Genomic DNA, 19,742 nt, shown 5'->3' with positions numbered 1-19,742 from the left:
TTTTAATTAATTATAACTTAGAAGCGATTACAGTGCAGGCTTCATCTAACATTTGATAAACATTTTCAAAACCATCTTTTCCACCATAATAAGGATCTGGAACAGATAAATTTTGATTAGGTTGAGATTCGTTTAAAATCAAATGTACTTTTTTTTCATCTTCGCTATTTCTGGCAAGACTTACAATATTTTGATAATTACTTTCATCCATAGCATAAATGAAGTCGAACTCATCAAAGTCTTTGCTAGTAAATTTTCTTGCTCTTTGATTCGTAATATCAATTCCATATTTCTGAGCAACTGCTATTGAACGTTCATCAGGCAAATTACCCACATGATAAGCTGCTGTTCCTGCAGAATCAACAAAAATTGTATCTGTATTAATTTTAGATTGCAAAATACCTTCTGCTAATGGTGAACGACAAATATTCCCCAAGCAAACCATAAGTACTTTAGTCATGATAAAGATTTAGAAGGTTAACTTCTTTGTAAGATCGTCTACGTATTTTTTAAATTGCTTGTCTGTTTCTGTAAGATTATCTACAGTTTTACAAGCATGTAAAACAGTGGCATGATCTCTTTGCCCAATTTGATTACCAATACTTGCCAATGAAGTTTTAGTTAATCTTTTTGCAAAAAACATAGCTAATTGACGCGCCTGTACAATATGACGTTTTCTTGTTTTAGATTGTAAAGTAGCTACATCCATATCAAAATATTTAGATACTTCTTTCTGAATGTAATCTATAGAAACTTCTTTCTTAGTATTTTTTACAAACTTATCTACAATTTGTTTTGCTAACTCAATAGAAAATTCTCTTCTGTTAAAAGAAGCTTGAGCAATCATAGAAATTATAACCCCTTCTAATTCTCTAACATTAGATTTTATGTTCTTAGCAATATATTCTATAATTTCTTCTGGCATTTCTACACCATCTCTAAACAATTTGTTTTGAAGAATAGAAATTCGAGTTTCGTAGTCTGGTGCCTGCAATTCTGCTGATAAACCCCATTTAAATCTAGATAATAAACGCTGCTCTATATCTTGCATATCTACAGGCGCTTTATCCGAAGTTAAAATTACCTGTTTACCATTTTGATGTAAATGATTAAAAATATGAAAGAATACATCTTGTGTACCAGCTTTACCTGATAAGAATTGAACGTCATCTATAATTAAGACATCAATCATTTGATAAAAATGAATAAAATCATTTCTAGTATTAGACTTTACAGAGTCTATAAATTGCTGCGTAAATTTCTCTGAAGAAATATACAAAACAGTTTTGTCTGGATATTTGTCTTTAATATCAACACCAATTGCATGCGATAAATGCGTTTTACCTAAACCAACTCCACCATAAATTAATAATGGATTAAATGATGTTCCACCAGGTTTGTTGGCAACAGCCATACCTGCTGAACGTGCTAATCTGTTAGAATCTCCTTCTACGAAATTTGCAAAACTATAATTAGGATTTAATTGCGATTCAATTTTTACTTTCTGTAAACCAGGAATAATAAACGGATTTCTTAATTCTCTTTTATTAGATTCTAAAGGTACAGTAACTCTCTGTGGTTTTAAAGGATCTCTATTAGAACTAGGGATTTTAACAATTTGCGGTCTATTACTGCTATAATTGTTTTCCATTTTTACATCGTAAATCAATTTGGCATCATTACCCAATTGTCTTACTAATGCAACACGCAATAATTTAATGTAATGCTCTTCTAACCATTCATAAAAAAACTTACTAGGTACTTGAATCGTTAATGCTTCTCCAGAAAGTTTAACCGGTTTTATAGGTTCAAACCATGTTTTATAGGCTTGTGGCTTAATATTATCTTTTATAAAAGATAAACAGTCTGTCCAAACGGATTCAGCAGTATAACTCATTAATGACTAACTTGTTTTTTGGTTAAAATTTTGTTGGTTGGTTCTTTTCTTAAGCATTACAAAAATGTGAATAAAAAACAGTATAAAAAAACGATTTTACTATTGATTATTAACTTTTTTTTACGTAAAATGCATCATAGAAAATGTTTATTATAATTGAAAAAATCATCAACAAAAACTAGAGTTCGTTATTCAGAAACAGATCAAATGGGTGTAGTATACCATGGTAATTATGCACAATATTTTGAACTTGGAAGAACTGAATGGCTTCGAAATCTGGGTATTACCTATAAAGGTATGGAAAATAATGGCATTATGTTGCCTGTAATATCATTAACCTGTAATTTTAAAAAGTCGGCTTTGTATGATGATGTACTAACTATCACCACTTTTCTCGTTAAAAAGCCAATGGTTAAAATTGATTTTAATTATGAAATAGTTAATGAACAAAATGAAATGATTTGTACAGGAAAATCAACTTTAGCTTTTATAAATATGAAAACAGAAAAGCCAATAAAATGCCCTGACTATTTATTAGAAAAATTAGGCTTCTAGTTTTTTGATGCTAACTTTATACAGATTATCGAAAATTTCAAATACGGTTTTCACTTCTTTTTTTCTGATAGAAATCACATATTCACAAGCCAGCTCCATTTTTTGACTTTCTAAATTGATGTTTTTCTCTTTTAGAATTCGCATTACTTTATTCATCATGTCATATTCAAAATTCAATTGAAAAAATACATCAATTGTTTTCTCTACTATGTTTGATGCTTCTAAAGTAATTTGAGCAGATGTTTTATAGGCATTAATTAAACCACCTACACCCAACTTAGTACCGCCAAAATATCTAACAACAACTATTAAAATATTTGTTACCACAAAAGATTGTATTTGACCATAGATAGGCATTCCTGCAGAGTTATTAGGTTCACCATCATCATTTGCCCTGTATTTAATGTCTTCTACTCCTATTTGATATGCATAGCAAAAATGACGTGCAGCATAATGTATTTTTCTAACTTCCTCCAAGCAGATCTTAACATCATCTTCACTTTTCACAGGAAAAGCAAAACCAAAAAACTTACTATTTCTATCCTTAAATAGTGTTTCCTTAGTAGGCTCATCAATAGTTTTATAGCTATCTAAACTCATTATGCAATGGCTACAATTACTATTCCAACAATGGCTAAAGCTACACCTAACTTATTTTTGAGACTAAACTGCTCTTTAAAAATTAAGATCCCTACCAAAGTAGAAACAATAACAATACCTACATTATTTATAGTAAAAAGCGTAGAACTTTCAAAACCTTCTGTTTGCAAAGCTTTGATTAAAAAAACGATAGAAAAATAGTTAGGCACCCCTAAAACTAAACCAGCTATAACATTTTTAATTCCGAATTTTGATTTACTCTTTACTGCTTTTATCAGTAAAATTGTCCCTGCAAAAAAAGCAGCAATTGCAAATAAGCTTCCAGAAAATAAAGATACATCAGCTTTATCTACATAATTAGTTTCTACATATTTTAAGGTAGTATCTATAGTACCTGATCCTAAAAAAAGTAACACAGGAAACAAAAGTCCTGCATTTTTTGATGCTGCTTTATCGTCTTTAACAGAGGCCAGATAAACTGCCACCAAAGCTATAATTATACCTAAAATTTTAAGTACGGTTACTGATTCATTATACAAGAAAACACCAAAAAAAACAGGAATTACAACAGACATTTTACCTGCAACAGAAGCTACTGAAACTCCATTTTTTTGTGCTGTCATTGCCATAACAAAAAAGATTGACACAAATAGTGCACCCAAAAATAAAGCGCCATAAAACCAGGGTTGGCTAGGAATTTCAACCACAGAAAAATCTCTTTCTGCAAAAGTGAACCCCAAAATAAAAGCTACAATATAGTTGATGAAAATAGCCTTTAAAACATCAATCTTATAAATGCCAAAATATTTAAAAATGACAAATAAACCAGTAGAAATTAATATGCTAAGTAATAGGTAGATCAAAGAATAGTGTTTTTAGTGAATAGCTCAGAAACCTCTTCTTTACTAGGATCTAAATTCCAAACATGAATACCTAATTGATGTGCTGAGTCTGTGTTTTCTTTTAAATCATCTACAAATAATGTTTCTTTTGCTACTAAATTATTTTGTTGCAATACAAATTCATAAATCTCAGCATCTGGCTTTCTAAAATGTATTTCATGAGACAAATAAAATTGCTCGAAACTACTTTTAAATTGATTGTAAAATGCAGCACCTACTGAATTTTGAATCCATTTAATATGCAAATCATTCGTATTACTAAGTAAGAATAGTCTGTACTTTTTACTTTGCGCTAATTCCTGAATAAATTTTAATCTGCTTTCTGGAAAGTCTAACAAAACAGCATTCCAAGCATTAATCAAGTCTTCTCTTTTTAAATTTACCTTGTCTTCGTAAAACCGAATAAATTCATCCGTAGAAATTAATCCTTTTTCGTAGTTATGATATACCTGAATCATTTCTTGAGAAATCTCTGTAACTCCTAACTCAGCCATAGCTTTATATGTGCCTTGTTTATCTAGGTTGATAAAAATATCACCAAAGTCAAAAATTATATTTTTAATCATTCTTATATATCTTTAAAGTATCATTTTTTATTTCTTGTTGATGAATAATTTGCCCCCCGAAAACAGGTGCTTTTATACCATCATTTAAGCAAACATCACCAGTAAAAACAAAGGCTTCATCCCACAAATTTTCGTCTATGAAAGTTTGTAAGGTTTGTGTACCACCTTCAATAATTACAGATTGTATGTTGTGTTTCTGTAAAACAGCTAGTACTTGCTCAGCGATTTTTTGTTTGAAATCTATTTTTTCAAAAATAATATTACTTTCATCGCCACAATTATGAACCTCTTTTTCTGTAATGAAAATAGTTTTTACACTATTATCATATATGTTTAAATTATTTTCAATTCTTAAACTTTTATCGAGAACAACGCGAATAGGATTATTCCCAGACCAAGACCTAACATTTAATTTAGGATTATCTGCTATTGCAGTATTAGTGCCTACCAATATTGCATGCTCTTTGCTTCTTAATTTATGCACCAATTGTTGAGAATATTGATTAGAAATCCAAATTGGTTTTTGAACTTCTTTTTTTAACGGAGCAATAAAACCATCTTGAGAGGTTGCCCATTTTAAAATAACATATGGTCTTTTCTTATTTTGACTGGTAAAAAATCTTTTATGATGTTTTTTACACTTTTCTTCTAAAACACCAACTTTAACATCAATTCCTGCTTTTTCTATCCTTTCTACTCCTTTGCCAGCTACTAAACTATTGGTATCTAAAGTACCAATTACCACCTTTTTCAATTTGTGTTTGATGATTAGGTCTGCACAAGGTGGCGTTTTTCCATAGTGAGAACAAGGCTCTAAAGTCACATAAATTGTTGCTTCTTTCAACAAACTTTTATCTTTTACAGCAATTATTGCATTTACTTCTGCATGATTTCCTCCATAATTAGAAGTAAAACCTTCTGCAATAATTTTGTTTTGATGCACAATTACAGCACCCACACTAGGATTTGGCCTTGTAACTCCAATGCCATTTTTAGCAATTTGCAAACAACGTTCTATGTAAACTTCGTGATTAATAGTGTATTATATTTTTTATAAAATCATGCTAAATTAGCAAACAAACTTATAAAGATAGCCTCTAATTTATCTTATATTTCTTTAAAAATTTAGGTAACTTGCTGCAGCAAAAATACAGTATTAAATGACAAGTGAAGATTTTATCATTAGAGAAATTCAACCTAAGGATGATGCTGCTTTAGCTAAAGTTATTCGTGAAGTAATTTTAGAAATGGGTGCTCCAAAAGTTGGTACAGCCTATGAAGATAAAGCTACAGATAACATGTATCAACAATATCAAAAACCTACAAGTATTTACTATGTTGTTACTCATAACAATAAAGTAGTTGGTGGTGCTGGTATTGCACAGTTAGATAATTTTGAAGGCAGCACTTGCGAATTACAAAAAATGTACTTTTTACCAATTGCTAGAGGTAAAGGTCTTGGTTCTAAATTAATTAAGCAATGTTTAGACAAAGCTAAAGACTTGGGGTTTACCAATTGTTATTTAGAAACCCTACCTTACATGCAAGCAGCTGTAAAACTTTACAAAAGAAATGGTTTTATTAATTTAGAAAAACCAATGGGAAATACTGCCCATTACAATTGTAATGTGTGGATGATTAAAGATATATAAGTTATGATAACATATTACATTTTAGGAGGTGCACATTTACTACTGTTCTTTTGGGCTTTCTATAATATCTTATATTTTGGTGTTAAACCTTCCAAATCTTTAAGTTGGATTTTAATCACTTTCTTTTTTCCTTTTCTTGGAGTATTTGCATTTATTCTATTTGGCATAAATCGAAGAAAAATCAAGTTTTTTGAACTAAAAGAAACTAAAAAGAGGAAAAATTTTATTGCCAAGTCTTTTGAAACAAAAGATGATGCCAACCTTGATGTTTTAAAAAACATTAAACAAAAAAAAATATCGCAACTTATATATAATACTACCAACATAAGTGCAGAAGAAAAAAACAATGTAACCCTTCTAAAAAATGGAGAAGAAACCTTTGAAGCACTTTACGAAGCTTTAAGGAATGCAAAAAAGTTTATACACCTTCAATACTATATTATAGAAAATGGTGAAGTGTTGTCTAAAATGCTTAAAATTATTGAAGAGAAAAGGAAAGAAGGTATTGAAATTAGAATTTTGTACGATACTATTGGTAGCTACTATTTAAAAAATAAAACTAAAAACCGATTAAAAGAAATAGGTGTAGAAATCTACCCAGAAACACCGTTTAAATTTGGTAGTTTTATTTTCTCTTTAAACTTTAGAAACCACAGAAAAATAGCCATAATTGATAATGAAATAGGTTTTACTGGTGGTGTAAATGTTACTGATGAGTATATACATGATAATGATCTTGGTATTTGGCAAGACACCCATTTACGCATAAATGGTTGTGCTGTAAATAGCATTCATAAATCTTTTTTACGAGATTTTTATTACGCCACAGAAAAAGATTTAACAACTACAGAAAAATATACAGAATTATGCAAGGATGGAGGTGATACCACCATACAAATTGTTTCTAGTGGACCAGATTATGATCAATCTGTGGTTATGCAACAATACTTGAGCTTTATCAACTTAGCAGAGAAAAGTATATGCGTGTTAAACCCATATTTTGTGCCTACTTTCGCAATTTTAGAAGCTTTTAAAATTGCTGCTTTAAGTGGTATTCAGGTTACCCTTTTATTACCTAAAAAAAGTGATTCTAAAGTAGCCACTTACAGCATGTATTCTTATTTTGAAACTTTATTAAAAGCTGGTGTAGAAATTTATTTGAGAGAAGATTTTTCTCACAGTAAAGTTATTTTTATTGATGATGATGTAGCATCTGTTGGCTCAACCAATTTTGATTGCAGAAGTTTTGAGCATAACTACGAACTAAACGCAATTATTTACTGTAAAACCATTACTTCAGAAATAAAACAGGAGTTTGAAGAGCGAAAACAAAAAGCCAATAAATTAGACTTAGAAACTTTTAGAAAACGATCTAACAAACAGAAAACATTAGAAAGAATCTGTCGTTTTTTTAGCCCATTATTATAGGTATGACTTTAAAAGAATACAGAAATATTTTTATCACTTCTCTTTCACAATTGTATCCTAACACAGAAATAAATACATTTTTAGTGATATTGATTGATGAATTCTTGGATTTAAAACCAGTAGATTTAGTTGTAAAGTCTGATTTTAAAATCAACCAACAAAAACTAACTGATTTAAATAATGCCATAGATAGATTAAAGAAAGAAGAACCTATTCAATATATTATTGGGCATACAGAGTTTTTTGGCTATCCTTTTTTAGTAAACAAAAACACACTTATTCCAAGACCTGAAACTGAAGAATTGGTTGCCTGGATTATTGAGGAAATAAATAACAATAACACTTATAAAAACAAAAATATTTCAATTTTAGATATTGGCACAGGTACAGGCTGTATACCCATTAGTTTAGCCAAAGAATTGCCAAATGCTACTATTTCTGCTATTGATGTTTCTGATGAAGCATTAGAAATTGCCAAAAAAAATGCATTAGCTAATAAAGTAAATATCAATTTTATAGAAAAAGATATTTTAAATACATCGAATTTAGATGATAATTACGATATCATAATTTCAAATCCTCCTTATGTTAGAAATTTGGAAAAAGTTGAAATCAACAATAATGTTTTAGAGAATGAACCTCATCTTGCCTTGTTTGTAGAAGACAATAATCCTTTGATTTTTTATAACAAAATTGCTGATTTAGCTCTATATCATCTTACAAAAAACGGCTCCTTATTCTTTGAAATCAATCAATATTTAGGTAAAGAAACCATTGCTTTACTTAAAACGAAACACTATAAAGCTATTGAATTAAGAAAAGACATTTTCAAAAATGACAGAATGCTTAAAGCAAATCTATAATTAAAATGTTCTTGAGATATTAAATCCAAAATGGATGTCTCCTCCAAAAAAATCGCCTGTAGTTTCTGCTATAAAACTTTTTTCAATCATGGTAATAGCATTAGATAAAATGAGCTGAAACACATGACCTCCTGTTTCTATATCTACACCAAAAGCTAAAGAATTTCTTGCATTTATAGAAGTTGATTTATCAAAGGCATAAAAATACTCACCATTAATAGAAACCCTTTTACTTACTTTAACTCTAGAACCAAAACCTAAAGCAAAAATATCATGAGGATCTGCTGCTATACTAACTGTATTTCTATGAATGTAGGTAGGTGTTAATTGATATGAAAAAGAAGGGCTTACTTTTCTTGCAATTAAAACCTGTGAAACATAAGACAAACTTTCTGCAAAGGTTCTTTTATCATCAGGATCATAGTCTTTTAATGTTTTTACTGCAACACTCCCAAATAATGATATTGCAAAAGGAAAAGACTTTGCTCCTGTTTTTTGTTTAAACAAGCTATACTTTAAAAACCCATCGTAAGTTTTTTCGAAACTACTTCTACCTGCACCAATTGTTAAGTTGTCTGTTAATCCATATTCTAAAGAAAATCGAATGTTTGAGTTGTCTAAACCAAACAAATCGTAAAAACCAGAATTTATACGTCCAAATCTATGAGAAATAATAAATTCTAACTCTCTGTCTTTTCTATTTTCTACTGAGTGCCCATTAATAATTCGAGTTCCTTTAAATGTAGAGGTAACCATAGATTGATCTGTTTGCACATTTTCATCGTCTAAAATATCTAACAGATCATCTTGAGCATAAATGAATGTACTTAAAAAGAATAGGAAAATTGTGGTTAGTAGGTTTTTCATTGGTTTTATTTTTTGAATGGAGTGTGCTTAAAGTTAAAGGTTACTTTAATATTTTTAGCAATATTTTTAGCAACAACAGCAGGTATTTTAATATTAAAATCTTCTAAATTGATTAAGAAATTTCCAGTAGCAAAAATGGTATCGTCTTTTTTATACATAGTAGCATTAACAGTAATTTCTTTAGCCACTCCATGAATATTTAAAATACCTTTTACTTTAAATTCATTTGGATTTTCTGAAAGCTCATTAAATTCTAATATTTCCCCTTTAAAAGTTGCTTTTGGGTATTTATCTGATTCTACATAATTTTCATTAAAATGTTCTTGCATTAATGCTTTATCAAACAAAAAGGACTTCATTAAAATAGAAATGGCCATTTTAGAATTACTAGCATCTATAATGCTTAAAACCTGATTATTATCTGCAGTAATATCTTCTAAAGGAGCTTTTGAGAAAAAGTTAATTGAACCGCTTTTTGTAAAATAACGTTCTTGTGAATTTACTGTTGCTAAGCAAAAGCAAATACAGAAAATGGTAATAATTGATTTCATAATTTATTGATTTACAATTTCGGATTTAACTAAAACAACATCCATTAAATAACCTGTACATATGCCTTTAATGGTAACCAAATCGTTTTTTTTCAGCAACTTAAAATTACTAGTAGCTTCTCTAGACAAATTACATTGTACAGTTCCAAAATCATCTTCCGTTTTTAACGTAACAACTCCTAATTCATTTTCTACTTTCAAATTTTGAATGAGACCTTGAACTTGAATAATTTTATCTAAATATTGTGTGTTTGCCCTTACTTCATCCTTAGAAAATTCCGAGAACAAATTCTCTGCAGTTACTGTTACATCAGCTTTGGCATCAGCTACATCTACATGTGGTTTGTTGTATACATTATAAGCAACAACTGCTACAACTATAGAAAGAAATATTATTGGTAGTACTATTTTTTTGAATTTCATATTTTCACTTAATTGTTTAAAGCACCTGCATCTACCCAACAAGCTATGGCTTCAATTTCTGAATTTGTTAGAGAACTTCCTTGAGGCATTCTTCTACTTTGCGTTTCTGATTTAACCAAATCTGCATTTGCTCTAGTATTTTCATACGTGGTTAAATCTGGAAAATTACCTCCATTTCCATGACATTGAACACAATTAACATCAATAATAGATTTTATATTTGATGAATAGGTTATGGTTGAACAAGAGTCAACATCTGGATTTTCATCAACAATAGGTTCTTCTACGTTTGTTAAACAAGACATAAAAAAAAGTGATATACAAACTATAGAAACAGTAAATTTTAGGTTGTAAGATAATTTCATTGGATTTGTTTTAATTGATAGTAAAGTAAACATATTATATTTAAAATGATACTATTAGATTCACTCAACAGGAAAATTTATGCTTAAAAAGGAAAAATCAGCCATCAAAAAATCAATAAAAATTTGAAAACCTTACATATTTAACCACTGTTTAAACTCGGCAGCTTTATTTTTACTGATAATAATTTCTTCTGATGTTTTAGATTGTAAAAGTATTTTTAACTGACTTTTACCATACTTAATAATCTTATCAATGGCTGCTATACTAATTATAAATTGCCTGTTTGCTCTAAAAAATAAAGTAGCATCAAAATTGTTGTACATATCATCTAAACTCATGTTTGTTGTAGACTTTTTACCATCAAAACAAACAACATAGGTAATAGTATTTTCGGTGTAAACGTAAGCAATATCTGAAATTGCTATTGGTACTAACTCATTTCTAATATAGGTAAGTATTCTTTTCTTTTCTTGCTCAGTATTGTCATCAGAAGTTATTTCTACAGGTTCTTCTACTACTCTCTCTTTGTAAGAAATTAAATCTGCATTCAACTTAGATAAGTTGATAACCTCTGAGGTTAAAGAGGCGTACTTTGTTTCTAATTGCTTTTCGTAAGCACTACCCAAATAACGAACTACTATAAAAGTAAGTAAGGTAATTAAGATGCCCATTATAAAAAACGTGAGGTAGAAATCTGATTTTAAACCAGAAAACTGTGCTCTAACATTTTTGATATTCACATTGGCAGCTACAATTAAATCAGAATTTTTAACAGGAGAAATATAAATAACCTCTGATTCTATTTCCTTGCTACTTTTTAAAATATCATAAAATTCATCTGAATAGTTTTTGCCAATTAATGATGCCAATAATTTTTCATTGGAATTTAAAGGTTGGCCTACTTTTAATTTATTCGGATTTGCAACTTCGTTTCCACTCCAATTAAAAACACTAATAAACCAAGTATCTGTTGCATTATTAGACAAATTTTCTTGAATACGTTCTAAACTTTCTTGTTTAGAAATTTTATTATCTAACTGAAAACTCAAAAAATCTGCAATTTCATTAGCCTCTCTTTTTGCAGACTCTACTTGAACTTTTATAAGTTGCTTAGCACTTGCTTTAATTAAGAATTGCGAAATAAAAATAGCACCCAATAAAAATATTAGAGCTATAGATAAAAAAGTAAATAAATAAAGTTTGTCTTTTTTCATATGATACTAAAATTGAACAAGATAAGATTATTCTAAGTTATTACTAAAAATTATGTTCGTCTTTAAAGCTCAATTTTCCTTTTCAGTTAGTTTTTTAGAACAGAAACTAACAATCTTCCTAAATTAGCAATATAATGAAGAGAAAAAAATACATTTTAGTAATTCTCATATTACTAATTTTAATGTTTGTGATCAAATATGCTTTTGTATCTGAAGATTATAAGCAGACAGAGAATTTGATTGACAAAACACCAGAACTCGTTTTAAATGCAAATGATCTTACAAACGCATATGTAAAAAATGAAGAAAATTCAAACAAATTATACGCTGGTAAAATTATTGAAGTCATAGGTATAGTTGAAGAAACTACTACATTAAATAACAGAAATACCATTATTTTAGCAAGTGAACATAATTCTTTTGGTGTTATTTGCGATATAAATCCTAATTTCACAACTGAATTTAATCAGATACAAAAAAATCAAAAAATACAAGTAAAAGGCATTTGTAAAGGATTTTTAAAAGATGTTATACTATTAAATTGCTCAATAGAACTAAAACCAAATGAATAAACTATTACTGTTTCTATTAATCTTTTTTGCCATAGGAAACTCTGATTCTGAAGACTACCAATTTATTGCTAGACAAGGTCAGGTTACTTTTTTCTCTTATACTTCTGCAGAAAATATTGAGGCTAAGAACAACCAAGTATTAAGCATTTTTGATGTTGAAAAAAAAGAAATTGCCATTAGCATGTTAATGCGTGCTTTTGTCTTTAAAAAAGATTTAATGTACGAACATTTTAATGAGAGTTATATTGAGTCAGACATTTATCCAAAGGCAAACTTTACAGGAACTGTAATTGATTTTGATGCTAGTACAACAGAAAATCAAACTAAAATAATTCGAGGTAATTTAACCATTCATGGAATTACAAAACCAACTGAGATTAAAGCAAACATCGAAAAAACTAATGGAAATTATAGAATTTATGGCGATTTTAAAGTAAATGTAAATGATTTTCAAATCCAAATTCCGCCAATTTTAGCAAGTAATATTGCAAAAACCATTTTAGTAAATTTTGACTTTAAATACCAACCTTATGAAGAATAACAAAATAATTTTGCTTGGTTTTTTGTTTTTCATATCAACCAATTGCACCTTAAACGCTCAAGATTTATTAAATAAATTAAACAATGAGTTTCCTTCTGAAAATACAAATACTATTGCCACTTTTAAAACTACAAGAATTGGTTTAGGGCATTCTATTGAAACAAGAAAAAAGGGTGCTCTAGAAATATCACTTTACAACAGGTACTGGAATATTCCTAATTTTGAAGGACAGCGATTTTTAGCTGATGTTGTAAGCAGAAGATATGGCTTAAGCTATTCTTTTACAAATAATTTAACCTTTGGAATTGGCTATGAAGATCATGATAAAATTGCTGATGGTTTCTTAAAATACAAGCTACTACAGCAGAAGAACAATAAAAAAAATTGGGTTTCTGTTACTTTATTACAAACTATTTCTCACAGAAGTTTAGAAAACACTAATACAAATTTGTATGCACCTAGCAGTTCTGATAATAAATATGCGTTTACAAGTCAGGTTTTAATTGCAAGAAAGTTTAATTCGAATTTGTCTTTACAAATAACGCCTACTTATATTAGAAGAGAAAACAACGAAACTACAAACGATCCTAATAATCAGTTTGCACTAGGTTTTGGAGGGAGACATAAAATTAGCAACCATGCTTCTATAGTTTCTGAATATTACTTGGTTGCAAATCCTTTAAAATCAATAGATACTTATAATGCTTTTATGGTTGGAGTTAATTGGGAATTGGGTGATTTATTACTGCAATTTCAAATGACTAATGCTAGAAACTTTGCTGAGGATACTTTTATCACCCAAACTAGAAATAATTTTAATGCCAAGGATGGTAATTTTCATTTCGGGTTTAATGCAACTTTTGTGCTCCACACTAAAAAGAATAAGCTCAAATAAAAAAAAGCCAATGAATTATTCATTGGCTTATTTGTATATTTAATTTAAATATTACTTATTTAAATACATTTTACGTCTTGAATATAAATCGTAAAAATCATCGTCTTTTAAACTGTCTATAAATAAGATACTTTCTCCTGTAGATTTCATCTCTGGACCTAGTTTCTTATTCACATTTGGAAACTTGTTGAAAGAGAATACTGGTTGCTTAATTGCAAAACCATCTAATTGAGGATTAAAATCGAAATCTGTTACTTTCTTAGCGCCTAACATTACTTTAGTTGCATAATTAACATAAGGCTCTTTATAAGCTTTTGCAATAAAAGGTACTGTTCTAGAAGCTCTAGGATTTGCTTCAATAATATAAACTGTATCATCTTTTATAGCAAACTGTATGTTTATTAAACCAACAGTTTTTAGAGCTCTAGCAATTGTATGTGTATGATCTTTAATTTGTTGCATCACAAACTCACCTAAGTTAAATGCTGGTAAAGTTGCATTAGAATCTCCTGAATGTATTCCACAAGGTTCTATGTGCTCCATAATTCCTATAATGTAAACATTACCATCAGCATCACAAATTGCATCTGCTTCTGCTTCTATAGCTCCATCTAAATAATGGTCTAACAATAGTTTGTTATTTGGCATTTTACCTAATAAATCTACTACATGCTCTACCAATTCTTCTTTATTGATGACAATTTTCATTCCTTGACCACCTAATACATAAGAAGGTCTAACTAAAATAGGAAAGTCTAATTCATCTGCTAAAGTTAAAGCCTCATCTGCAGTTTCTGCAATTCCGAATTGTGGATAAGGAATGTTATTCTCTTTTAACATTGATGAAAAACGTCCTCTATCTTCTGCAATATCTAACGCTTCAAAAGAAGTACCAATAATTTTAATTCCGTATTTTGTTAACTTCTCAGCTAACTTTAATGCAGTTTGTCCTCCTAACTGAACAATAACACCTTCTGGTTTTTCATGACGAATGATATCATAAATATGTTCCCAGAAAACGGGCTCAAAATATAATTTATCTGCAGTATCAAAATCTGTAGAAACAGTTTCTGGATTACAATTAATCATAATTGTTTCATAACCACATTCTGCAGCTGCTAAAACTCCATGTACACAACAGTAATCAAACTCAATACCTTGCCCAATTCTGTTTGGTCCTGAACCTAAAACAATTACCTTTTTTCTGTCTGAAACAATACTTTCATTGGCAATAGTAATATCACCTTCTGCAGTTTCGATTTCATTTTCAAAAGTTGAATAGTAGTAAGGTGTTTTTGCAGTAAATTCGGCAGCACAAGTATCTACTAACTTATAAACTCTTTGAATTTTAAGTTCTTCTCTTTTGCTATACACTTCACTTTCTAGACATTCTAGCATATGTGCTATTTGTCTATCTCCATATCCTTTTTGCTTTGCCTCTAATAATAAATCTCTTTCTATAGTATCTATTGTATAAGTAGAAATTTCTTTTTGTAGCTGAAATAACTCTTCATATTGTTTTAAATACCACATGTCTATTTTAGTGATATCGTAAATTTTACTTAGAGGAATTCCCATTGCAATTGCATCGTAAATTGCAAAAACTCTATCCCAACTTGCGTTGGTTAATTTTTCTATAATTTGATTGTAGTTGGTATACCCTTTACCATCTGCTCCTAAACCATTTCTTTTTATTTCTAAAGATTGAGTGGCTTTGTGCAATGCTTCTTGAAAAGAGCGTCCAATACCCATAACTTCACCTACAGCTTTCATCTGTAAACCTAAAGTTCTGTCTGAACCTTCAAATTTATCAAAGTTCCAACGTGGAATTTTTACGATTACGTAATCTAAAGTAGGCTCAAATAATGCTGATGTAGATTTTGTAATTCCGTTTTCTAATTCATCTAAAGTATACCCAATAGCTAATTTTGTAGCAACTTTTGCAATAGGGTAACCTGTTGCCTTAGAGGCTAATGCAGACGAACGAGAAACCCTTGGGTTAATTTCAATTGCAATAATTTCTTCCTTCTCATCTGGAGAAACTGCAAATTGTACATTACAACCGCCTTCAAAATCACCAATAGAACGCATCATATGAATTGCCATATCACGCATTTTTTGATAAGTTTTGTCTGATAAAGTCATTGCAGGAGCAACTGTAATAGAATCTCCTGTATGAATACCCATAGGATCCATATTTTCTATAGAACAAATAATAACAACGTTATCATTCTTATCTCTTAACAGCTCTAATTCATACTCTTTCCAACCCATCATGGCTTTGTCAATCATCACCTCATGAATTGGTGATGCTTCTAAACCTCTACTTAATAACTCATCAAAATCTTCTGGATTATACACTATAGATGCACCTGCACCTCCTAAGGTATACGAAGAACGTATTACTAAAGGAAAACCAAAACGTTGTGCAATTTCTTTACCTTTTAAGAAAGATGTTGCTGTTTCTTGAGGAGCCATTGCTACCCCAATATTTCCCATTAATTCTCTAAACTGCTCTCTATCTTCTGTGACATTAATGGCATTAATATCAACACCAATCATTTTTACGTTAAAATCTGACCAAATACCTTTGTCATCTGCTTCAATACATAGGTTTAATGCAGTTTGTCCACCCATTGTTGGTAAAACAGCATCAATTTGAGGATGCTCTTTTAAAATTTGGATAATAGACTTGGTAGTTAGTGGCAACAAATACACATGATCAGCCATAGATGGGTCTGTCATAATTGTTGCAGGATTCGAGTTAATTAAAATGGTTTCTATACCATCTTCTCTTAAAGAACGTAAAGATTGTGAACCAGAATAATCGAATTCACAAGCTTGACCAATAACAATAGGTCCAGATCCTATAATTAAAATTGATTTGAGGTCTTTTCTTTTTGGCATTGTAAGTTGTTGTATTTATTAGTTTTACAAAAATAGTTAGGGTTTGGGTATAAAAAAAGGTGTTACTTAAAAAAGTAACACCTAATATATTAACAATTGTTAATCATTTATCTTTTTGGTCTAGCTTCAGATGAAACAGATAATTTCTTTCTTCCTTTAGCTCTTCTACGTGCTAATACCTTTCTACCATTAGCAGAAGCCATTCTTTCCATGAAACCGTGTTTGTTTCTTCTCTTTCTCTTTGATGGTTGATACGTTCTTTTTGGCATTATCTGTATTTTTAAAAATCTTCTTAATTATTTTCTTTTCGCTATAAGATTATCACCTTATTAAAAGCGTGTGCAAATATACAACTGTTTTTATTTTTGACAAATACTATTTGAAAAAAAATAGAAAATTATTTAATCCTTCTAAAAATTCGCTTAAAACACTTCTTAATCAGCTGTTCTTCGCTTTTGTATGTGGCAATTTTACCATCATCTTCATATGAATTTGTATCAAAATTAAAATTTGCGCTATCATAAACAGAACCTTGACATTGTATTTCTATAGGTGTTGTATTGTTTTTTAGATCTATAATTTTCAAAAACACAACAGAACCAGCTAATAAATTACTTTGAAATTTTAAACCATGATATCTTGCATCATTAGATTTATTGATTTGCTCTGCACCTAATATTTTTGTTAAAACTAAATAATCGATATCTGTAGTTTGCTTTATAATCTTTAAATATTCTTGAGTCGGATGATAGTCAAGTTTTAAGGGAATGATAATTTTGCCATTGGCATCTTTATACTTTCCTTTCAGGTAAGGTTGATTTTTAAACTCTTCTTTAAAGAAATCTATTACATACTCGTTATAGCCGTCAGTGCTTTTTGCCAAATAATTTTCTTGAGTGCTATTTATGAGATATTTTACATTTTTATTGTAATCTAAGGTTGATGTTACCCAAAGATCTTCTAAAATATAATTTGCAGATTTTCTTTCAAAGTGATTGGGAAATAAAATTGAACAGCCACTAAATATTATAATAACACAAAATAATAGTACTTTTTTCATGTGCATAAAGCATCAAAAGTTATTCTAAATTATTTTTTACAATTATGCATCTTTTTATTTGAGATAAAAAGCAGAGTTAGTACTTTTGCCCAAACCTAAAAGAACCATGCACAATACTAAATACGTTTTTGTAACAGGAGGCGTAACTTCATCACTTGGAAAAGGAATTATAGCTGCTTCATTAGCAAAACTATTGCAAGAAAGAGGCTTTTCTGTAACGATTCAAAAATTAGACCCTTATATTAATATTGATCCAGGAACATTAAACCCATATGAACATGGAGAATGTTATGTTACTGATGATGGTGCTGAAACTGACTTAGACTTAGGTCATTATGAGCGTTATTTAAACATACCAACTTCTCAAGCCAATAATGTTACTACAGGTAGAATTTATCAATCTGTAATTAACAAAGAGCGCAAAGGAGAGTTTTTAGGAAAAACAGTACAAGTAATTCCACATATAACTGATGAAATTAAACGTAGAATTCAACTTTTAGGCGAAACTGGTGAGTATGACATTGTTATTACAGAAATTGGTGGAACTGTAGGTGATATAGAATCTTTACCTTATGTAGAGTCTGTAAGACAAATGCTTTGGGAAAAAGGCGAAGAAAACGCAATTGTAATTCACTTAACCTTAGTGCCTTATTTAGCTGCTGCAGGTGAATTAAAAACAAAACCTACACAGCATTCTGTTAAAATGTTAATGCAAAGTGGAGTTAGCCCAGATATTTTAGTATGTAGAACAGAACATGAAATTTCTGATGACATTAAACGTAAACTGGCTTTATTCTGTAATGTTAAAAAAGAAGACGTTATACAGTCTATTGATGCAGAAACAATTTATGATGTTCCTAATTTAATGCTGAATGAAGGATTAGATGAAGTGGTTTTAAATAAACTACAATTAGAATCTAAAAAGAAACCTGCTTTAAAAACTTGGAATAGCTTTTTACAGAAACATAAAAACCCAAAGTCTGAGGTAGAAATAGGTTTAATAGGGAAATATATAGAATTACAAGATTCTTATAAATCGATTACAGAAGCATTTATACATGCTGGCTCATCTAACGAAACTAAGGTTAAAGTAAGATGGATTCATTCAGAAAGTTTATCTCCTAAATCTGTTGAAAAAAAATTAGCAGGTTTAAACGGAATTTTAGTTGCTCCTGGTTTTGGAGATAGAGGAATTGAAGGTAAAATAAAGGCGGTTAAATACGCTAGAGAAAACAATATTCCGTTTTTTGGTATTTGCTTAGGTATGCAAATGTCTGTCATTGAATTTGCAAGAAACGTACTTAATTTAGAAGGTGCTAGTTCATCTGAAATGAATAAAAGTGCTAAACATCCTGTTATTAACTTAATGGATAGCCAAAAAAATGTAACCAACAAAGGTGGCACAATGCGTTTGGGAGCTTGGGATTGTGAAATTAAGAAAGGATCTAAGGTTTACGATGCTTATCAATCTGAATTGATTAGCGAAAGACACAGACATAGATATGAGTTTAACAACACCTATTTAGAACAAATGGAAAGTGCTGGTTTAAAGGCTACTGGTATTAACCCTAAAACAGGTTTGGTAGAAGTTGTTGAATTAGAAAATCATCCTTGGTTTGTAGGTGTTCAATATCACCCTGAATACAAAAGTACAGTATTGAAACCTCATCCTTTATTTGTAGATTTCATTAAAGCTGCTTTAAAACAATCTAAAAAATAGGGTTTTGATAAACTTCTTTTTAAAGTGGAACACTAATTGAACTATTAAAAAGTATATTATTTAAGAGTAGAAAATCAATCAAAAATCTGCTTTTTAACTACATTTGTCGCGTTTAATACAAGAATATATCTTGCTAAAGTGACAAACTGACATTTTAATTTAC

The 19,742-nt window shown here is 29.7% G+C and carries 22 protein-coding genes; 8 read left to right on the top strand and 14 right to left on the bottom strand.

The genetic code is table 11. The annotated features are described in order from the left end of the window. Positions 1-10: 10 nt before the first annotated feature. Both MED152_RS13220 and dnaA read right to left on the bottom strand, forming a co-directional pair. Positions 11-460: a low molecular weight protein-tyrosine-phosphatase gene (locus MED152_RS13220; RefSeq protein ID WP_015482403.1), complete on the bottom strand. Its 450-nt coding sequence runs from the start codon at positions 458-460 to the stop codon at positions 11-13. 9 nt (positions 461-469) lie between these two features. After that, positions 470-1,897 carry a chromosomal replication initiator protein DnaA gene (dnaA, locus tag MED152_RS13215; RefSeq protein ID WP_015482402.1) on the bottom strand — a complete coding sequence of 476 codons (1,428 nt, stop codon included), beginning with the start codon at positions 1,895-1,897 and terminating at the stop codon, positions 470-472. A gap of 156 nt (positions 1,898-2,053) precedes the next feature. On the opposite strand from dnaA, the gene MED152_RS13210 reads away from it, so the two are divergent. Next, positions 2,054-2,452 carry a thioesterase family protein gene (locus MED152_RS13210; RefSeq protein WP_015482401.1) on the top strand — a complete coding sequence of 133 codons (399 nt, stop codon included), beginning with the start codon at positions 2,054-2,056 and terminating at the stop codon, positions 2,450-2,452. Here MED152_RS13210 and MED152_RS13205 read toward each other — a convergent pair. The 4 genes from MED152_RS13205 to ribD are packed head-to-tail and all read right to left on the bottom strand — an operon-like array spanning position 2,441 to position 5,526. Further along, the gene (locus tag MED152_RS13205; RefSeq protein WP_015482400.1) at positions 2,441-3,052 is read right to left on the bottom strand and encodes a YigZ family protein; all 612 of its coding nucleotides are present in this window, start codon (positions 3,050-3,052) and stop codon (positions 2,441-2,443) included. The genes MED152_RS13210 and MED152_RS13205 overlap by 12 nt on opposite strands. Beyond that, complete coding sequence (locus MED152_RS13200; protein WP_015482399.1) at positions 3,052-3,915, bottom strand: EamA family transporter; 864 nt, start codon at positions 3,913-3,915, stop codon at positions 3,052-3,054. Before MED152_RS13200 ends, MED152_RS13205 begins: the two co-directional genes overlap by 1 nt. Next, positions 3,912-4,520 carry an HAD-IA family hydrolase gene (locus MED152_RS13195; RefSeq protein WP_015482398.1) on the bottom strand — a complete coding sequence of 203 codons (609 nt, stop codon included), beginning with the start codon at positions 4,518-4,520 and terminating at the stop codon, positions 3,912-3,914. Before MED152_RS13195 ends, MED152_RS13200 begins: the two co-directional genes overlap by 4 nt. Next, positions 4,513-5,526, bottom strand: a complete 1,014-nt coding sequence (ribD, locus tag MED152_RS13190) for a bifunctional diaminohydroxyphosphoribosylaminopyrimidine deaminase/5-amino-6-(5-phosphoribosylamino)uracil reductase RibD (protein WP_015482397.1) — start codon at positions 5,524-5,526, stop codon at positions 4,513-4,515. The genes MED152_RS13195 and ribD overlap by 8 nt, the downstream gene beginning before the upstream one ends. 154 nt (positions 5,527-5,680) lie before the next feature. On the opposite strand from ribD, the gene MED152_RS13185 reads away from it, so the two are divergent. Genes MED152_RS13185 through prmC form a run of 3 tightly spaced genes read left to right on the top strand, consistent with a single transcriptional unit; the run spans position 5,681 to position 8,463 of the window. Beyond that, a complete protein-coding gene (locus MED152_RS13185) occupies positions 5,681-6,172 on the top strand; it encodes a GNAT family N-acetyltransferase (RefSeq protein WP_015482396.1) in 492 nt (163 codons plus the stop codon). A 3-nt stretch (positions 6,173-6,175) separates the two neighbouring features. Further along, the gene (gene cls / locus MED152_RS13180) at positions 6,176-7,600 is read left to right on the top strand and encodes a cardiolipin synthase (protein WP_015482395.1); all 1,425 of its coding nucleotides are present in this window, start codon (positions 6,176-6,178) and stop codon (positions 7,598-7,600) included. A gap of 2 nt (positions 7,601-7,602) precedes the next feature. Continuing rightward, complete coding sequence (gene prmC / locus MED152_RS13175) at positions 7,603-8,463, top strand: peptide chain release factor N(5)-glutamine methyltransferase (RefSeq protein ID WP_015482394.1); 861 nt, start codon at positions 7,603-7,605, stop codon at positions 8,461-8,463. On the opposite strand, the gene MED152_RS13170 is transcribed toward prmC, so the two are convergent. From MED152_RS13170 to MED152_RS13150, 5 genes are all read right to left on the bottom strand, one after another. After that, the gene (locus MED152_RS13170) at positions 8,464-9,330 is read right to left on the bottom strand and encodes a DUF5777 family beta-barrel protein (RefSeq protein WP_015482393.1); all 867 of its coding nucleotides are present in this window, start codon (positions 9,328-9,330) and stop codon (positions 8,464-8,466) included. Between the two features lie 5 nt (positions 9,331-9,335). Beyond that, complete coding sequence (locus MED152_RS13165) at positions 9,336-9,881, bottom strand: YceI family protein (protein WP_015482392.1); 546 nt, start codon at positions 9,879-9,881, stop codon at positions 9,336-9,338. A 3-nt stretch (positions 9,882-9,884) separates the two neighbouring features. After that, positions 9,885-10,304, bottom strand: a complete 420-nt coding sequence (locus tag MED152_RS13160) for an OB-fold putative lipoprotein (RefSeq protein WP_015482391.1) — start codon at positions 10,302-10,304, stop codon at positions 9,885-9,887. Positions 10,305-10,312: 8 nt separating this feature from the next. Then, positions 10,313-10,669, bottom strand: a complete 357-nt coding sequence (locus MED152_RS13155; RefSeq protein ID WP_041384047.1) for a cytochrome c — start codon at positions 10,667-10,669, stop codon at positions 10,313-10,315. A 132-nt stretch (positions 10,670-10,801) separates the two neighbouring features. After that, on the bottom strand, positions 10,802-11,884 hold the full coding sequence (locus MED152_RS13150) for a LytTR family DNA-binding domain-containing protein (RefSeq protein ID WP_015482389.1): 1,083 nt from the start codon (positions 11,882-11,884) through the stop codon (positions 10,802-10,804). Positions 11,885-12,018: 134 nt separating this feature from the next. Here MED152_RS13150 and MED152_RS13145 point away from each other — a divergent pair, with 134 nt between their 5' ends. The 3 genes from MED152_RS13145 to MED152_RS13135 are packed head-to-tail and all read left to right on the top strand — an operon-like array spanning position 12,019 to position 13,892. Then, on the top strand, positions 12,019-12,456 hold the full coding sequence (locus MED152_RS13145; protein WP_015482388.1) for an OB-fold putative lipoprotein: 438 nt from the start codon (positions 12,019-12,021) through the stop codon (positions 12,454-12,456). Next, positions 12,449-12,997 carry a YceI family protein gene (locus MED152_RS13140; RefSeq protein ID WP_015482387.1) on the top strand — a complete coding sequence of 183 codons (549 nt, stop codon included), beginning with the start codon at positions 12,449-12,451 and terminating at the stop codon, positions 12,995-12,997. Before MED152_RS13145 ends, MED152_RS13140 begins: the two co-directional genes overlap by 8 nt. Further along, the gene (locus MED152_RS13135) at positions 12,987-13,892 is read left to right on the top strand and encodes a DUF5777 family beta-barrel protein (protein ID WP_015482386.1); all 906 of its coding nucleotides are present in this window, start codon (positions 12,987-12,989) and stop codon (positions 13,890-13,892) included. Before MED152_RS13140 ends, MED152_RS13135 begins: the two co-directional genes overlap by 11 nt. Positions 13,893-13,943: 51 nt before the next feature. Here MED152_RS13135 and carB read toward each other — a convergent pair whose 3' ends face one another. From carB to MED152_RS13120, 3 genes are all read right to left on the bottom strand, one after another. Continuing rightward, positions 13,944-16,799, bottom strand: coding sequence for a carbamoyl-phosphate synthase large subunit (gene carB / locus MED152_RS13130; protein ID WP_015482385.1), 2,856 nt, complete (start codon positions 16,797-16,799; stop codon positions 13,944-13,946). Positions 16,800-16,906: 107 nt separating this feature from the next. Beyond that, complete coding sequence (rpmH, locus tag MED152_RS13125; protein WP_015482384.1) at positions 16,907-17,068, bottom strand: 50S ribosomal protein L34; 162 nt, start codon at positions 17,066-17,068, stop codon at positions 16,907-16,909. Positions 17,069-17,196: 128 nt separating this feature from the next. Continuing rightward, a complete protein-coding gene (locus tag MED152_RS13120; RefSeq protein ID WP_041383712.1) occupies positions 17,197-17,859 on the bottom strand; it encodes a hypothetical protein in 663 nt (220 codons plus the stop codon). A gap of 106 nt (positions 17,860-17,965) precedes the next feature. Here MED152_RS13120 and MED152_RS13115 point away from each other — a divergent pair, with 106 nt between their 5' ends. Further along, the gene (locus tag MED152_RS13115; RefSeq protein WP_015482382.1) at positions 17,966-19,579 is read left to right on the top strand and encodes a CTP synthase; all 1,614 of its coding nucleotides are present in this window, start codon (positions 17,966-17,968) and stop codon (positions 19,577-19,579) included. Positions 19,580-19,742: the final 163 nt, after the last annotated feature.

It is taken from the genome of Polaribacter sp. MED152 (assembly GCF_000152945.2).
Lineage (GTDB): Bacteria > Bacteroidota > Bacteroidia > Flavobacteriales > Flavobacteriaceae > Polaribacter.
Note: the sequence above shows the minus strand (reverse complement) of the source record. Positions and strands in the feature narration are given on the sequence as shown.

What these genes read in the sequence shown, in the direction of transcription:
- MED152_RS13220 (WP_015482403.1), bottom strand. Translation starts at nt 460, where the DNA reads ATGACTAAAGTACTTATGGTTTGCTTGGGGAATATTTGTCGTTCACCA.
- dnaA (WP_015482402.1), bottom strand. Translation starts at nt 1,897, where the DNA reads ATGAGTTATACTGCTGAATCCGTTTGGACAGACTGTTTATCTTTTATA.
- MED152_RS13205 (WP_015482400.1), bottom strand. Translation starts at nt 3,052, where the DNA reads ATGAGTTTAGATAGCTATAAAACTATTGATGAGCCTACTAAGGAAACA.
- MED152_RS13195 (WP_015482398.1), bottom strand. Translation starts at nt 4,520, where the DNA reads ATGATTAAAAATATAATTTTTGACTTTGGTGATATTTTTATCAACCTA.
- MED152_RS13185 (WP_015482396.1), top strand. Translation starts at nt 5,681, where the DNA reads ATGACAAGTGAAGATTTTATCATTAGAGAAATTCAACCTAAGGATGAT.
- cls (WP_015482395.1), top strand. Translation starts at nt 6,176, where the DNA reads ATGATAACATATTACATTTTAGGAGGTGCACATTTACTACTGTTCTTT.
- prmC (WP_015482394.1), top strand. Translation starts at nt 7,603, where the DNA reads ATGACTTTAAAAGAATACAGAAATATTTTTATCACTTCTCTTTCACAA.
- MED152_RS13170 (WP_015482393.1), bottom strand. Translation starts at nt 9,330, where the DNA reads ATGAAAAACCTACTAACCACAATTTTCCTATTCTTTTTAAGTACATTC.
- MED152_RS13165 (WP_015482392.1), bottom strand. Translation starts at nt 9,881, where the DNA reads ATGAAATCAATTATTACCATTTTCTGTATTTGCTTTTGCTTAGCAACA.
- MED152_RS13160 (WP_015482391.1), bottom strand. Translation starts at nt 10,304, where the DNA reads ATGAAATTCAAAAAAATAGTACTACCAATAATATTTCTTTCTATAGTT.
- MED152_RS13155 (WP_041384047.1), bottom strand. Translation starts at nt 10,669, where the DNA reads ATGAAATTATCTTACAACCTAAAATTTACTGTTTCTATAGTTTGTATA.
- MED152_RS13150 (WP_015482389.1), bottom strand. Translation starts at nt 11,884, where the DNA reads ATGAAAAAAGACAAACTTTATTTATTTACTTTTTTATCTATAGCTCTA.
- MED152_RS13145 (WP_015482388.1), top strand. Translation starts at nt 12,019, where the DNA reads ATGAAGAGAAAAAAATACATTTTAGTAATTCTCATATTACTAATTTTA.
- MED152_RS13140 (WP_015482387.1), top strand. Translation starts at nt 12,449, where the DNA reads ATGAATAAACTATTACTGTTTCTATTAATCTTTTTTGCCATAGGAAAC.
- MED152_RS13135 (WP_015482386.1), top strand. Translation starts at nt 12,987, where the DNA reads ATGAAGAATAACAAAATAATTTTGCTTGGTTTTTTGTTTTTCATATCA.
- carB (WP_015482385.1), bottom strand. Translation starts at nt 16,799, where the DNA reads ATGCCAAAAAGAAAAGACCTCAAATCAATTTTAATTATAGGATCTGGA.
- rpmH (WP_015482384.1), bottom strand. Translation starts at nt 17,068, where the DNA reads ATGCCAAAAAGAACGTATCAACCATCAAAGAGAAAGAGAAGAAACAAA.
- MED152_RS13120 (WP_041383712.1), bottom strand. Translation starts at nt 17,859, where the DNA reads ATGAAAAAAGTACTATTATTTTGTGTTATTATAATATTTAGTGGCTGT.
- MED152_RS13115 (WP_015482382.1), top strand. Translation starts at nt 17,966, where the DNA reads ATGCACAATACTAAATACGTTTTTGTAACAGGAGGCGTAACTTCATCA.